The organism is Halomonas sp. G15 (genome assembly GCF_021282295.1).
Taxonomy (GTDB): Bacteria; Pseudomonadota; Gammaproteobacteria; order Pseudomonadales; family Halomonadaceae; genus Halomonas; species Halomonas alimentaria.
Genome location: NZ_JAJSPA010000016.1, coordinates 21,224 through 35,947, shown reverse-complemented (window position 1 = coordinate 35,947; position 14,724 = coordinate 21,224). Strand labels below are relative to the sequence as shown.

Annotated in this window: 13 protein-coding genes; 8 read left to right on the top strand and 5 right to left on the bottom strand. The window is 68.3% G+C overall.

From position 1 onward, the window contains the following. Positions 1-18 precede the first annotated feature (18 nt). From LWH48_RS09510 to lpxL, 5 genes are all read left to right on the top strand, one after another. Complete coding sequence (locus tag LWH48_RS09510) at positions 19-990, top strand: DUF368 domain-containing protein (RefSeq protein WP_442908306.1); 972 nt, start codon at positions 19-21, stop codon at positions 988-990. Further along, positions 983-2,140 (top strand): peptidoglycan DD-metalloendopeptidase family protein, encoded by a 1,158-nt coding sequence (locus LWH48_RS09505; protein ID WP_232912351.1) that lies wholly within the window; start codon positions 983-985, stop codon positions 2,138-2,140. Before LWH48_RS09510 ends, LWH48_RS09505 begins: the two co-directional genes overlap by 8 nt. 114 nt (positions 2,141-2,254) lie before the next feature. Beyond that, positions 2,255-3,235, top strand: coding sequence for an RNA polymerase sigma factor RpoS (gene rpoS / locus LWH48_RS09500; RefSeq protein ID WP_420841782.1), 981 nt, complete (start codon positions 2,255-2,257; stop codon positions 3,233-3,235). A 163-nt stretch (positions 3,236-3,398) separates the two neighbouring features. After that, positions 3,399-4,502 (top strand): alanine racemase, encoded by a 1,104-nt coding sequence (gene alr / locus LWH48_RS09495; protein ID WP_232912350.1) that lies wholly within the window; start codon positions 3,399-3,401, stop codon positions 4,500-4,502. 120 nt (positions 4,503-4,622) lie between these two features. Then, entirely contained in the window at positions 4,623-5,522 is a 900-nt protein-coding gene (lpxL, locus tag LWH48_RS09490; RefSeq protein ID WP_232912349.1) for an LpxL/LpxP family Kdo(2)-lipid IV(A) lauroyl/palmitoleoyl acyltransferase, read from the top strand. 118 nt (positions 5,523-5,640) lie between these two features. Here the strand turns inward: lpxL and ettA are convergent, their stop codons facing one another. From ettA to LWH48_RS09470, 4 genes are all read right to left on the bottom strand, one after another. Beyond that, positions 5,641-7,302 (bottom strand): energy-dependent translational throttle protein EttA, encoded by a 1,662-nt coding sequence (gene ettA / locus LWH48_RS09485; protein WP_213311372.1) that lies wholly within the window; start codon positions 7,300-7,302, stop codon positions 5,641-5,643. An 89-nt stretch (positions 7,303-7,391) separates the two neighbouring features. Then, positions 7,392-7,595 (bottom strand): PA3496 family putative envelope integrity protein, encoded by a 204-nt coding sequence (locus LWH48_RS09480; protein ID WP_161431032.1) that lies wholly within the window; start codon positions 7,593-7,595, stop codon positions 7,392-7,394. A gap of 198 nt (positions 7,596-7,793) precedes the next feature. Further along, on the bottom strand, positions 7,794-8,228 hold the full coding sequence (locus tag LWH48_RS09475) for a PAS domain-containing protein (RefSeq protein ID WP_232912348.1): 435 nt from the start codon (positions 8,226-8,228) through the stop codon (positions 7,794-7,796). A gap of 158 nt (positions 8,229-8,386) precedes the next feature. Beyond that, positions 8,387-9,700 (bottom strand): MFS transporter, encoded by a 1,314-nt coding sequence (locus LWH48_RS09470; RefSeq protein ID WP_232912347.1) that lies wholly within the window; start codon positions 9,698-9,700, stop codon positions 8,387-8,389. 104 nt (positions 9,701-9,804) lie between these two features. On the opposite strand from LWH48_RS09470, the gene LWH48_RS09465 reads away from it, so the two are divergent. After that, positions 9,805-10,695, top strand: coding sequence for a DMT family transporter (locus LWH48_RS09465; RefSeq protein ID WP_232912346.1), 891 nt, complete (start codon positions 9,805-9,807; stop codon positions 10,693-10,695). A 50-nt stretch (positions 10,696-10,745) separates the two neighbouring features. On the opposite strand, the gene LWH48_RS09460 is transcribed toward LWH48_RS09465, so the two are convergent. Beyond that, positions 10,746-11,411 (bottom strand): arylesterase, encoded by a 666-nt coding sequence (locus tag LWH48_RS09460; RefSeq protein ID WP_161431038.1) that lies wholly within the window; start codon positions 11,409-11,411, stop codon positions 10,746-10,748. On the opposite strand from LWH48_RS09460, the gene LWH48_RS09455 reads away from it, so the two are divergent. Together LWH48_RS09455 and LWH48_RS09450 are read left to right on the top strand one after the other, a co-directional pair. Then, positions 11,410-12,126: an ABC transporter ATP-binding protein gene (locus LWH48_RS09455; protein ID WP_232912345.1), complete on the top strand. Its 717-nt coding sequence runs from the start codon at positions 11,410-11,412 to the stop codon at positions 12,124-12,126. The two genes, LWH48_RS09460 and LWH48_RS09455, sit on opposite strands and share 2 nt — an antisense overlap. Beyond that, positions 12,123-14,705 carry an ABC transporter permease gene (locus tag LWH48_RS09450; protein WP_232912344.1) on the top strand — a complete coding sequence of 861 codons (2,583 nt, stop codon included), beginning with the start codon at positions 12,123-12,125 and terminating at the stop codon, positions 14,703-14,705. Before LWH48_RS09455 ends, LWH48_RS09450 begins: the two co-directional genes overlap by 4 nt. Positions 14,706-14,724 lie beyond the last annotated feature (19 nt).

Sequence of the window (14,724 nt, the reverse complement as noted above, 5' to 3'; positions counted from 1 at the left end):
ATCCTCAGAGGCGCCGGCATGGGGGCCGCCGACGCGGTACCCGGCGTTTCCGGGGGCACCATCGCCTTTGTCACCGGCATCTACGAGGAGCTGATCCATACCATCAAGCAGTTCGGCCCCAGCGCCTTCGGTGCCTGGCGTCGTGGCGGGATGGCGGGCCTGGTGGCCCATCTCAACCTGCCCTTCCTGCTGCCGCTGCTGCTGGGCATCGCCGTCAGCCTGGTCAGCGTCGCCCACCTGGTGGTGTGGCTGATGGAGGACCACCCGTTGCTGCTCAATGGCTTCTTCTTCGGGCTGGTGCTGGCCTCGGCGCTGGTGGTCAGCCGACATCCCGCCGACTGGCGCTGGTGGCATATCCTGCCGCTGGTCGGCGGGCTGCTGCTGGCCCACGGCCTGCCTTCGCTGATGCCGCTGGTGACCGAGCTGGGCAGCCGCGAGGTGATGCTGCTGGTGGGTGGCGCCATCGCCATCAGTGCGATGATCCTGCCCGGCGTGTCGGGCAGCTTCCTGCTGCTGACCATGGGCCTTTATGGCACCGTGATGGATGGGATTCGCGGCTTCGACCTGGGGTTGATCGGGTTGTTCGGGATGGGCTGCGCCGCCGGGCTGTTCGCCTTTTCGCGACTGCTCTCCTGGCTGCTCGACCGCTTCCATACCGGGACCCTGCAGCTTCTGGTGGGCTTCATCATCGGCTCGTTGCCGGTACTCTGGCCGTGGCGGGAACTGGTACGCTACCAGCTCGGCCCGGACGGACAGATGATTCCACTGGACTACCGCTACCTGACCCCCGGTGACTACGCCCTGCTCACCGGTGACGCTCCCCAGCTGGTGGCCGTGGTGGCGCTGATGATGGCCGGGGCGGCCGGCGTTCTGCTGCTCGACCGCACCGGACGACGCCCGGCCGCGATGCGCGGGAATGAAACACATGGGGCAGGCTCTGATAGGCCAAGCTCTGATAGGGCAAACAAGGAGGAAGGCTCTGATGCGTAAAGTGTTGATGATTTCGGGCCTGGCCCTGGCGATGGCCGGCTGTGCCAGTCAGCAGGACTCCCCGGGCCAGGTGCCGGTGCGAGACCTCTCGGCGAGCCGTTCGGACACCGCGGCGAGCCACTACACTGTGGCGCAAGGCGATACGCTCTATGGCATCGCCTGGCGCCATGACATGGACTACCGCGACCTGGCGCGACTCAATCGCATCGGTCCGCCCTACGAGATCCAGCCGGGCCAGCGCCTGGTGCTTGAAGGAGGGGCGGGCGAAGGCCTGCCGGCGGCCCGACAGACTGACGACGGCGCAAGCGCCATGGCGGTGGCCACGCCCCTCGGTGGCGCCCAGGCCGAGGCCGATTCCGGCGACATGGAGTGGCTGCTGCCCAGCGGTGAGACCGAGACGGTCTCCCGCGCCGATCGAGCCACCGACTCCGGCGACGTTGACCAGGCTCAGGCGGCCTCCGACGAAGAGAGCGGGCCGGGCCCAGTCTACTCGCCGGATAGCCCCGGTGCCGATGGCTACCTGAGCGAACGTGACCTGGCCGAGCGCAGCGCGCGTGAAGATGCCAGCGAGGCCGAGCAGACCGCCGAGGCTAGCCAGGAGGCTGAAGAGGCCAGCAATACCCGGGACGTGGCCGAGACCGCTGCCCCGGAAGAGCCTGCCCAGGAGGTCGCCAGCGAGGCGCCGAGCGAAGAGGCCCAGGAGACCGATGCGGGCACCGCCGTCGCCGGCGGCACCCAGGGTGCCGATCGCGGCTCGCGGACCTATACACCCGTCGCCGAGGTGCCCTGGCAATGGCCGGCAAGCGGCAATGTGGTCGGCCAGTTCGGCGATGGTGGAGCGATTACCGCCGGCATTGATATCGCCGGTCAAAAGGGGCAACCTGTCAAGGCGGCAGGTCCCGGGATCGTGGTCTATGCGGGCAGTGGTGTCAGGGGCTACGGAAAGCTGATTCTGCTCAAGCACAACGACCAGTTCCTGAGTGCCTACGCCCACAACGACACGCTGCAGGTAAGCGAGAATGACGTGGTCGAGGCCGGCGAAGTGATTGCCACCATGGGCGACAGCGATGCCGAAGACGTCAGGCTGCATTTCGAGGTGCGCAAGGATGGCCAGCCCCAGGACCCCCTGGACTATCTGCCCTCACGCTGATGCCGCGCCCCGCTGGATAAATCCCGGCGGGACTGTCACACAATAATAATTGGTTTCGCCGATGCTTCTGGGCATCGGCGACAGGACGCAAGCACGGGGTAGCCATCGATGAGCATGCTTGAACGGGACCTTCAGGATGTCGATCTGGACACGCTCGAGGAGAAGGAAGATGACACCATCGTCGATGCCATCGACGAACCGGAGGCCGAAGACGAGACGGCCTTCGAGAAGGCGTTGAACCGCGAGGATCGGTACAGTCACCAGAGCCTCGACGCCACCCAGATCTACCTCAACGAAATCGGCTTCTCGCCGCTGCTTACTCCCGAGGAGGAGGTCTTCTACGGCCGCCTGGCCCAGAAGGGCGATCCGCTGGGCCGCTCACGGATGATCGAGTCCAACCTGCGGCTGGTGGTGAAGATCGCCCGGCGCTACCTCAACCGCGGCCTTTCGCTGCTCGACCTGATCGAGGAGGGCAATCTCGGGCTTATCCGTGCCGTGGAGAAGTTCGATCCCGAGCGTGGCTTCCGCTTCTCTACCTACGCCACCTGGTGGATCCGCCAGACCATCGAGCGGGCGCTGATGAACCAGACCCGCACCATTCGCCTCCCGATCCACGTGGTCAAGGAACTCAACATCTATCTGCGCGCGGCCCGCGAGCTGACCCAGAAGCTCGATCACGAGGCTACCGCGGAGGAGATCGCCGATCACCTCGACAAGCCGGTGGAAGCGGTCAAGAAGATGATGGGGCTCAATGAGCGCATCTCCTCGGTGGACTACCCGGTGGGCGGCGACAGCGACAAACCGCTGATCGAGACCCTGGCCGACGACAACGACCATGGCCCCGAGTCGAGCCTGCTCGACGGCGACGTCAAGCAGCATGTCGACGAGTGGCTCTCCGAACTCACCGAAAAGCAGCGCGAGGTCGTGGTGCGGCGCTTCGGTCTGCGCGGCCACGAGGCGGCCACCCTCGAACAGGTAGGGGAGGAGATCGGCCTGACCCGGGAGCGTGTGCGCCAGATCCAGGTCGAGGCCCTCAAGAAGTTGCGTCGAGTGCTGGAAAAGCAGGGGCTCAGCCTGGATGCCATCTTCGCCTGACTCCCGCTTGACTTGGTGATCAGCAAGAATCCCCAGGTTTCTTGCTGCATTTAGTGATAACTTCCGAGAAGCCACCAGCTATATGGTGGCTTTTTTCGTGATTTGGGCGGCTCTTCCAACGATAATCCCCTGTTTTCCATTCCTTCCAGTTCAGGAGACCGCCATGGCCCGGCCGCTGATCGCCGAGATCGACCTCGACGCCCTGCGCCACAACTATCGTCTCGCCTGCGAGTGCGCCCCCGAGAGTCGCAGTGTCGCCGTGATCAAGGCCGACGCCTATGGCCACGGTGCGGTGGCCTGCGCGCGTGCCCTGGAGGATATCGCCCCGGCCTTCGCGGTGGCCTGCATCGAGGAGGCCGTGACTCTGCGTGAGGGGGGCATCACGGCACCCATCGTGCTGCTCGAGGGGATCTTCACCGCCGACGAACTCGCCCTGGTGGACGAGCTGGGGCTGTGGATGGCGGTGCACAGCGACTGGCAGGTCGAGGCGCTGCTGGCGCACCGCCCGGCGCGGCCGATCCCGGTATGGGTCAAGGTGGACTCCGGCATGCACCGCCTGGGCTTCTCTCCCGAGCGTGTCGAGGCGGTATGGCAGCGCCTGTCGACCGCTGCGGAGCACGCCCGAGACCTGCATCTGATGAGCCACTTCGCCACCGCCGACCTGGAGGATATCGGCTATTTCGAGCGCCAGATGGCGAGACTCGACTCCCTGGCCCAGCGCCTGGGCGCGCCGCTCTGTCTGGCCAACTCACCGGCGACCCTGGCTCGCCCCGAGGCACACGGCGCCTGGAATCGCCCGGGCGTGATGCTCTACGGCAGCGACCCCCTCGAGAGGCCCAATGCCGTGACCTTGCGGCTTGCCCCGGTGATGACCCTGCGCTCGGCAATCATCGCCGTGCGCGAGCTTCCCGCCGGCGAACCGGTGGGCTACGGCGGACGCTGGCTCACCCCGCGTCCCTCGCGCATCGGCGTGGTGGCCTGTGGCTACGGTGATGGCTATGACCGCCACGCCAGGGATGGAACGCCGGTGCTGGTGGCGGGCAAGCGCACCGCCATCGCCGGCAAGGTCTCCATGGACATGCTCACTGTGGATATCACCGATATTCCCGAAGCCGATATCGGCAGCGAGGTCGTGCTGTGGGGCAGGGCGGCCAACGGCCTGGTGCTGCCGGTGGACGAGGTGGCCCGCCACTGCGATACCATCAGCTACACCCTGCTCACCGGGGTGCTGCCCAGGGTGCCCAGGCGGTATCATGGGCAGTCCTGAACGCCCGAGCAGTCTTGAACGCCCGAACAGTCTTGAAGAACAGTCGGGGACAGACCCCAATCAACCGTGTAAGAAGGAGAGGGTTCACATGGAGCGGTCCGTTAATTGGGGTCTGTCCCCATGAGACAGAATTTCGCCCATCCCCGCTACTGGCACGTCTGGCTGGCCATCGGGTCCATGCATGTGGCGGCCTGGCTGCCCTGGCGCCTAAAGCTGTGGATCGGCACGCTGATCGGGCTGGCGGCACTGCGCTTCGCCGGGCGGCGCCGGCATATCACCGAGACCAACATCGGGCTGTGCTTCCCGGAACTGGATGCCGACGAACAGCGGCGCCTGGTCAGGAAGACCTTTATCGCCAACGGTATCGGCCTGCTGGAGACCGCGACCGGCTGGTGTCGCGACCCGGAGCATCTTCGTCATCGCGTGGTGTTCAAGGGTCAGGAGCACCGGGCCCGGCTGCAGGCGGCGGGCAAGGGTGCGCTGATCCTCGGCGTGCATTTCTCGACCCTGGACCTGGGAGCCGCCCTGCATTCGCTCTACTTCCGCGCCGATGCCGTGCAGCGTCCCCACGACAACCCGCTCTTCGCCCGCTTCATGGGGCGTGCCCGTGCTCCCTACTTCGATGCGGTACTCGATCGGCACGACCTGCGTGGGGTGGTACGTCGGATCAAGGCCGGCCATGCGGTGTGGTACTCGCCGGACCAGGACTTCGGCCGCGACGCCAGCGTCTTCGCCCCCTTCTTCGGCATCCAGGCCGCCACGGTGAAGATGACCGCGCGCATCGCCCGCATGACCGGGGCGGCGGTGATACCGCTGGTCTTCCACCGCAACCCGGATGACCGCACCTATACCCTCGAATACCTGCCGCCGCTGGAGGATTTCCCCAGCGGCGATGAGGTGGCCGATGCCGCCCGCATCAACGCCGTGATCGAGGCGGCGATCCGCAAGCATCCCGAGCAGTACCTGTGGCTGCACCGGCGCTTCAAGACCCGCCCCGAGGGCGAGCCCGGTTTCTACTGACGCTTCGCGTCAAGCTGGAAGAGCGGCGCTGCGCGCCTGGAAGCGGGAAGCCATAAGAAAACCCCACGTACCTTGCGGTCGTGGGGTTTCTTCCAGCTTCAGGCTTTAAGCTTCGAGCTTAAGCGTCGATCCGCTTGTACTTCATGCGGTGCGGGGTGTCGTCGCCGACGCGCTTCTTGTGGTCCGCCTCGTACTCGGTGTAGTTGCCCTCGAAGAACTCCACGTGGGAGTCGCCCTCGAACGCCAGGATATGGGTGGCGATGCGGTCGAGGAACCAGCGATCGTGGGAGATCACCAGGGCGCAACCGGGGAAGGCCAGCAACGCCTCCTCCAGTGCCCGCAGGGTCTCGATGTCGAGGTCGTTGGAGGGCTCGTCGAGCAGCAGCACGTTGGCGCCCTGCTTGAGGGTCTGGGCCAGCTGCAGGCGACCGCGCTCGCCACCGGAGAGGTCGCTCAGGCGCTTCTGCTGGTCGTTGCCCTTGAAGTTGAAACGACCCACATAGGCCCGCGAGGAGACCTCGTAGCCATTGATGTTGAGGATGTCCTGGCCGTCGGAGACCGCCTCCCACACCGTCTGCTTGTCATCCAGGGCGTCGCGCAGCTGCTCGACGTAGGCGATGTCGACGGTCTCGCCGACCACCACCTCGCCGCCGTCGGGCTGCTCCTTGCCGGTGATCAGCTTGAACAGCGTCGACTTGCCCGCGCCGTTGCCGCCGACGACGCCGACGATGGCGCCCTTGGGCACGGTGAAGGTCAGGTCCTCGTAGAGCAGCTTGTCATCGAAGGCCTTGGAAACGCCGTGGAACTCGATGACCTTGTCGCCCAGGCGCGGGCCGGGCGGAATGTAGATCTCGTTGGTCTCGTTGCGCTTCTGGAAGTCGCCGGACTGCATCTCCTCGAAGCGGTTGAGGCGCGCCTTGCTCTTGGCCTGGCGGCCCTTGGCGTTGCTGCGCACCCACTCCAGCTCGTGCTTGATGGCCTTGTTCCTGGAGGCCTCCTGCTTGGCCTCCTGCTCGAGGCGCTTCTCCTTGGCTTCCAGCCAGCCCGAGTAGTTGCCCTCGAAGGGGATGCCCTGGCCGCGGTCGAGCTCGAGGATCCAGCCCGCCACGTTGTCGAGGAAGTAGCGGTCGTGGGTGATCGCCACCACGGTACCGCTGTAGTCGTGCAGGAAGCGCTCCAGCCAGGCCACGGATTCGGCATCCAGGTGGTTGGTGGGCTCGTCGAGCAGCAGCATGTCGGGGCTGGAGAGCAGCAGGCGGCAGAGCGCCACGCGGCGCCGCTCGCCACCGGAGAGGTTGCCCACGCGGGCCTCCCAGGGCGGCAGGCGCAGGGCCTCGGCGGCCACCTCCAGCTTGCGGTCCAGGTTGTGGGCGTCGGAGGCCTCGATGATGTTCTCGAGGCGCGCCTGCTCGCTGGCCAGGGCGTCGAAGTCGGCGTCCGGCTCGGCATAGGCGGCGTAGACGGCGTCGAGCTTCTCCTGGGCGTCCTTGATCTCGCCCAGGGCCTCTTCCACGGTCTCGCGGACGTTCTTGTCGTCGTCGAGCTGCGGCTCCTGGGGCAGGTAGCCGACATTGATGCCCGGCATGGGGCGTGCCTCGCCCTCGAACTCGGTGTCGACGCCGGCCATGATGCGCAGCAGGGTCGACTTGCCCGCGCCATTGAGGCCCAGCACGCCGATCTTCGCGCCCGGGAAGAAGGAGAGGGAGATATCCTTGAGGATCTGCTTCTTGGGGGGCACGACCTTGCCCACCCGGTTCATGGTGTAGACGTATTGCGCCATGGAGTTCCACTTGGTTGAAGGATTGGCTGACCCACGGATGATAGAGCCCGCAACAGGCAAAGGCCAGCCACTGTCCCGCTCCGGCGGGGCTACTCCTCTTCGTCGATGGCCCAGTCGTCCTCGATGGCACGGCGCAGGCGCCGCTCCTCTAGCAGCGCCTCCACGCGGCGTCGGGCGCGCAGGGTGTCGGCACGACTGGAAGCGCGGGGACGCGCGTAGTCGTCATCGTTCATGGCGTCGGAGAGTTCCTGGTCATCATCGTATCCAGGATCGAGAAGGTGTTCACGGCCCATGTGGTGTTCCTCCCATGGCCAGTGGTCGACGGGTGTCGACCGGTCACGTATCGCTTCTCATCCCCTGTGCGTCTGTGGAATCCGAAGCGCCCAGGCAACGGGGTTGCCTGGGCGCTGTATATATGCAACGCGCGAGGAGCACAAGCCCCGCTGCCGGTTTTTTTGCAGCACCGCGCCGGGTGATCGCCCCGGGACGGCTTACTCCAGGCCGTGCTCGGCCTTGAGGCGCTCCAGCTCCTGCTGGGCCTCGACCCGCTCGGTGACATCCTTCTGCACGCCGATGTAGTAGGTGAGGTTGTCGTCGTCGTCATGCACCGGCGTGATCGAGAGCTCGTTGTAGAACAGGGTGCCGTCCTTGCGGTAGTTGCGCAGCACGGTGCGGCAGGGTCGTCCCTCGGCCAGCGCCTTGCGGATGGCCACGAGGCCCTCCTGATCGCGGTCGTCGTTCTGCAGGAAGCGGCAGTCCTGGTAGAGGATCTCGTCGGCGCTGTAGCCGGTCAGACGCTCGAAGCCCTGGTTGACGTAGATCAGGATGTTCTCGTCGCCCTCCTGTTCGGCGACCACGATGCCGTCCTCCGAGGCGTCGATGATGCGCTCGAGCAGGTCAGGGCTGATCAGTGGGGATCGTTTCATGTCGGGTGTTCCATTATGGGCGTTCCTGTCGCGGATCCGGTCCTGGCCGCCTGAGTGACGACGTGCGTTCTGCACTCGATTGTGCCAGATAGCATGGCCAGTAGCCGGCGGGATTTCAACGCGGCCCAAGGCTCGTCGCCGATAGCCGTCGCAGTCGGTCACTCCACCTCGGGAAGCCGGCTGGCGCTGGCGGCGGCGGCCAGCGCCATGCCGGCGAGCACCACCAGCAGGGCGGGACTGCCCAGCCACTGGCCAAGGGCGCCGACCGCGCCGCCCACCACCAGCAGCAGCACCCCGGTAATGGTGTTGGAGAGCGCCACGTAGAGGGCGCGGTTGTCGCCATCCGCCATGTCGACCACATAGGTCTTGCGGCCCAGGCGCACCCCGGCGTGGACGATCACCAGCAGCGCATAGACTAGCGCATAGGGCCAGACCGTCTGGGTCCAGCCGCCCGGCAGCCAGGCGATGGCGGCGCCGAGCAGGCAGCACGCCGCCGCGCCCAGGCCGGCATCGCGCATCACCCGCCGGCTCGAAGTGTCGGCGCGCTTGCCCCATACCGGGCTTGCCAGCATGCCGGCGAGCCCCGAGACCACGATCAGCACCCCCAGGCCGCCCAGTTCGGTGCCGCTCTGCTGCTGGCCGAGCAGCGCCACCCAGGGCAGTGCCAGGGCGCTGGCCAGCAGCAGGGTGCGGGAGACGTTGAAGTGCAGGAAGGCGCGATCCTCGCGCAGCAGGCGCAGCCCCAGCTTGATGCTGTCCCAGGCGTTCTCGCCGCCCTCCACCGCGCCGGGGGCCTCGCGGATGCGCGCCGCGCACAGGGCGTTCAGCGCCCAGCCCAGCGCCGCCACGCCGAGCAGAACGGCCAGCGCGATCTCGCCGGGTCGATCCTCGAAGAGCATCAGCACGCCGCCGGCGGCCAGGGTCACGGCCCCCGCCACGCTGCCGCTCCAGCCCATCAGGGTGCCGCGGCGCTGCTTGGCGATGGTCTTGCCCAGTACGTCCTTGGTGGCGATGGAGGAGAGCCCCCGGGCCAGCGAGAGTGCCACCAGGGCGACGAGTACCAGGCCCCCGCCGACGGCGCCTGCGCCGAACAGCGCGAGCAGGGCGAGTACCGCGGCGGCGGCCGCCTGGAGCAGCCCGCCGGCCACCCACACCCACTTGCGCTGTGGCTTGAGGCGGATGAAGCCGGCCACGAACAGCTGCGGCAGCAGGGCGCCGGATTCGCGGATCGGCACCAGCAGGCCCACCATCCATAGCGGTGCACCGATCACCCCCAGCAGCCAGGGGAGCACCAGGCGTGCGCTGGATAGCTCGTCGGCCAGCTTGTTGCCCAGCGAGGCGACCAGGTGCAGGAAGAAGCTGCGCGGCTGCTCGTCGCAGGCCTCGTCGGGAATGTCCTTGCACATCCGGCTGTCTTCGTCGCCGGTCAGCCACTCGTAGAGGCGGCGCTGGCTGATCTCGGGTGCGGCCATGGGGGCTCCTCGCTGGTAGGATGGGTTCCCTATTGTCGCGACAGGGAGGCCGCCGTGTCACCTATAAGACTTCTCGACTGCACCAGCCACCCGAGGCCGGCCTCATGACCCGCGACGGCCAGGCAATGCTTTACGGCCTCGGCGCTGTGGCGCTGTGGTCCACCGTGGCCACCGCCTTCAAGGTGGCGCTGGGCTACATGTCACCCCTCGAGCTGATGTGGCTCGCCTCGCTGGTCTCCTGGGCGCTGATCGGCGTGCTCGTGGCCCGCCAGGGGCTCGCCGGCCAGGCGCTGCGTCACGGTTGGCGCACCGCCGCCTGGGCGGGGCTGATGAACCCGGTGGCCTACTACCTGGTGCTGTTCGGTGCCTACGACCGCCTGCCGGGCCAGGAGGCCATGGCGCTCAACTACACCTGGGCGCTGGCCATGGCCTTCCTGGCCGTGCCGATCCTCGGCCAGCGGCTGACCCGCATGGACGTCGCGGCCGGGCTGATCGCCTATGCAGGGGTGTGGGTGATTGCTACCCGCGGAGCGGTCTTCGACGTGGCCTTCGCCGACCCGCTCGGCGTGGGCATGGCGCTGGCCTCGACGCTGATCTGGGCGCTCTACTGGCTGCTCAACGCCCGCGACCACCGCCCGCCGCTGGTGGCCCAGTGGCAGAACTTCAGCGTCGGGGTGCCGGTGCTCACGGTGCTGCTGCTGGCCGGCCCCGGCCTTGAGTGGCACGGCTGGCCGGCGCTGGGCGCGGGGGTCTACGTGGGGCTGTTCGAGATGGGCATCGCCTTCGTGCTGTGGCAACTGGCCGTGCACGGGGTGTCGCGCACGTCCAGGGTCTCCAACCTGATCTTCCTGTCGCCGCCGGTGTCGCTGCTGCTCCTCTATCTGGTGGTGGGGGAGCCGATCCTGGCCTCGACACTGGTCGGCCTGGTGCTGATCCTCACCGGCCTCGGGTTGCAGCAGTGGCAGAAGGCGCCGGCCCCGTCGGCACAGCCGTGAGCCAATCCGCCCGGTCGACCTTGAGCCGCTCGTAAGCCCGGGGCCTGCGGTCAGCCCTGTGCCTCGGCCAGCGTCAGGCCGTTCTCCTCGAGGAGGGGGGCGAGCTCGGGCCACACGGTGTCGAGAATCATCGGCTGGGCGGCGGCGGTGGGATGGATGCCGTCGTCCTGCATCAGGTTGTCGTCCAGTGCCACGCCCTCGAGCAGGAAGGGCACCAGTGCCAGGTCGAAGTCGTCTGCCAGGCGTCGGTAGACCCCGGTGAAGGCATCGCGGTAGGCGCGGCCGTAGTTGGGCGGGATGTCGATCCCCAGCAGCAGTACCTCGGCGCCCGCCTCTCGGCTCGCCTCGACCATGCGTCGCATGTTGGCCTGAAACTGCCCTGGCGGCAGGCCGCGCAGGCCGTCGTTGCCGCCCAGCTCTAGCAGAACGATGTCGGGGTCATGCTGTCCGAGAAGCTCGGGCAGCCGGGCTGCGCCGCCGCTGGAGGTCTCACCGCTGATGCTGGCGTTGACCACCCGCGCCTTCCCGTCGAGCCGCGCCTGGAGCAGACTGACCCAGCCCGCGTCGGCCTCGATGCCGTAGGCGGCACTCAGGCTGTCGCCCATCACCAGCAGCGTGGGGCGTCCGTCGGCCGACACTGGGCCCGCGCCCAGGGCAAGCGCCAGCAGCCAGCCCAGCGCCCAGCGCCATGCCACATCAGGGAGTCCCTTCTTCATGAATGCTACCTCTCGCAAGGATACGACGCCGATTCTACACGCCGAGCGGCTGAGCAAGCAGGTTATCAGCGGCGAGCGACGGCTCACCATTCTGAGTGACCTGGCGATCTCGGTGTTCCCCGGCGAGACGGTGGCAATACTCGGCCAGAGCGGTGCCGGCAAGTCGACCCTGCTGGGGCTGCTGGCCGGGCTCGACCTGCCCACCGGCGGCGAGCTCGAGATGTTCGGCCATCGGCTCGCCGACCTCGACGAGGATGGCCGGGCGCGGCTGCGCGCCGGCCGTGTCGGTTTCGTGTTCCAGAACTTCCAGCTGTTGCCGACCCTCACCGCCCTGGAGAACGTGCTGCTGCCGCTGGAGCTCTCGCCGCGCTCCGACAGCGAGCAGCGCGCCCGCGAGTGGCTCACGCGGGTGGGGCTGGGCGAGCGCCTCGACCACCTGCCCAAGCAGCTCTCCGGCGGCGAGCAGCAGCGCGTGGCCCTGGCGCGGGCCTTCGTCACCGGCGCCGAGCTGGTGTTCGCCGACGAACCCACCGGCAACCTCGACCCCGCCACCGGCGAGCGCATCATCGATGCCCTGTTCTCGCTCAACCGCGAGGCGGGCACCACCCTGGTGCTGGTCACCCACGACCACGCCCTGGCGCGGCGCTGCGACCGTTGCCTGCGCCTGGAGCATGGTCGCCTTGCGGAGATGCACCTCGATGAGGTGAGCGCATGAGCCTTTCGGTCCTGCGCCTGGCGCGCTTCTCGGCCCGGGGGCTCGTCCGCGACCTGCGCGCGCCCGATGTGCGTGCGCTGTTCGTGGCACTCGCCCTGGCAGTGGCCGCCTCCACCATGATCGGCTTCTTCCTCGACCGCCTGGACCGCGGGCTGACCCGCCAGGCCAGCCAGCTGCTGGGCGGCGACCTGGTGCTGGAGCAGGGGCGGCCCTTCGACAGCGAGCTGCGCGGCACCCTCGAGGAGGCGGGCCTGGTGCTCAGCGATCAGGTGGACATGGTCTCCATGGTCAGCCTGGGGGATACCTTCCAGCCCGCCAGCCTCAAGGTGGTGGATGGCCGCTATCCGCTCTACGGCGGGGTGCACGTCGACCTGGGGGAGGGCGTCGAGGTAGTGGCCCGCGGTCCCTCCCCGGGTGAGGTGTGGCTGGCGCCGCGCCTGGCGCTGCTGCTCGAGGCCGAGATCGGCGACCGGGTGCGCCTGGGCGAGAGCGAGCTGGTCGTCGGCGGTCTGGTGGAGCGTGAACCCGACCAGTCCGCGGGCTTCGGCAGCTTCAACCCGCGGCTGATGATGCATCGCGACGACATGGAGGCCACCGAGCTGGTCCAGGATGGCTCGCGGGTGGAGTTCGAACTGCTCGGCGCCGGGCCGCCGGACATCCTCGATGAGCTGGCGCCGCTGCTGGAGCGCCTGCGCCGCGACGGTGTGGAGGTCCGCGACGTGCGCCGCGACCGCCCGGGGCTGGGCAGCGCCCTGGAGCGCGCCGAGCGCTACCTGAGCCTGGCGGGGCTCGCCGCGGTGCTGCTGGCGGGCGTGGCGGTGGCGATGTCCACCCGGCGCTATGTCGACCGCCACCTGGATACCGCCGCGCTGCTGCGCTGCTTCGGCGCCACCCAGGGCGAGCTGACCCGGCTGTTCGGCCTGCAGCTGTTGTGGCTGGCGCTGGCGGCCTCGGTGCTGGGAGCGCTGCTGGGGCTGGCCGGCCAGGCCGCGCTGCTGGCGTTGCTCACGGCCTTGCTGCCCATGGAGCTGCCGGCCCCGGGCATGCTGCCGCTGTGGCTCGGGGTGTTCACCGCCCTGGCGGTGCTGGTGGGCTTCGCCGGGCCGACGCTGCTGCGCCTCAAGAAGGTCAGCGCCCTCAAGGTGCTGCGTCGCGAGCTCGACCCGCTGCCGGCATCGGCCTGGCTGGTGGTGGCAGTGGCCAGCGGCGTCTTCGGCGGGTTGCTGTGGCTCTACTCCGGCGACTTGGCACTGGCGCTGGGCCTGCTGCTGGGAGGCCTGGTGATGCTGGTGGTGCTGTGGGGGCTGGGCTCGCTGCTGCTCGGCGGCGTGTTGCGCCTGGCCGGGCGCCTGCCACGTGACGGGACGGAGGCAGGTGTTACCCAGGCGCTGCGCCTGGGCGGTGCCCAGCTGGCGCGACGGCGCACCGCCAGCCTCGGCCAGCTGCTGGCCTTCGCCGTGACCTTCTTCGCCATGGCGATGATCGCCCTGGTGCGCGGTGACCTGCTATCCACCTGGGAGGCGCAGCTCCCCGCGGATACCCCCAACTACTTCGCCATCAATATCCAGCCCCAGGAGCGCGAGGCCTTCGAGGACTCGCTCAGCGGTGCCGCCGATGCCCGCAGTGCCCTCTACCCCATGGTGCGCGGGCGCATCACCGCCATCAACGGCATGGCGCCGCGCGAGGCGGTGCCCCCCGAGGCGCGCGGCGACAATGCCCTGCGTCGCGAGCTCAACCTTACCTGGCGTGAGACGCTGCCCGAGGGCAATCGCCTGGTGGCGGGGGAGTGGTTCGGTGCGGAGCAGCAGGTCGAGTCCGCTGGCTGGTACGACGAGGTCGCCGCCGAGCCCGGGGTCGAGCGGGTGCCGATCTCCATGGAAGATGGCCTGGCCGAACGCTTCGGCCTGACCCTGGGCGACACCCTGACCTTTACCATCGGCGCCGCCGATGTGGTCGGTGAGGTGACCAGCCTGCGCGACCTCGACTGGGACAGCTTCCGCCCCAACTTCTTCGTGATCTTCCCGCCCGGCGTGCTGGAGCGCTTCGGCCACAGCTATATCACCGCCTTCCACCTCGACGAGGCGGAGCGCGAGGTGCAGCGCGACCTGGTGCGTGACTTCCCCGGTGTCACCCTGCTCAACGTCGACGCCATCCTTGCCCAGGTGCGTGACCTGCTCACCCGGGTGACGCGTGCCGTGGAGGTGGTGCTCGCCTTCGTGCTGCTGGCCGGCGTCAGCGTGCTGTATGCGGCGCTGACCGCCAGCCGCCCGGTGCGCGCCCACGAGAGTGGCCTGCTGCGGGTCTTCGGTGCCGGCAATCGCCTGCTCTCCCGGGTGCAGGGGGCCGAGTTTGCCATCCTGGGCCTGGCCAGTGGCCTGATGGGCGCACTGCTCGCCGAACTGGCCAGCGCCGCCCTCTATCTGGCCTGGCTCGACCTGACGCCGCGCCTGCACCTGTGGCTGTGGCTGGCGCTGCCGCTGGGTGGGGCGCTGCTGATCGGCGCCATCGGCCACCTGCTCTCCCGGGACCTGCGCCGCCAGGCCCCGGCGACGAGCCTGGGCCTGCTGGGCGAGACCTGAGATGAACGACATGCGGAGC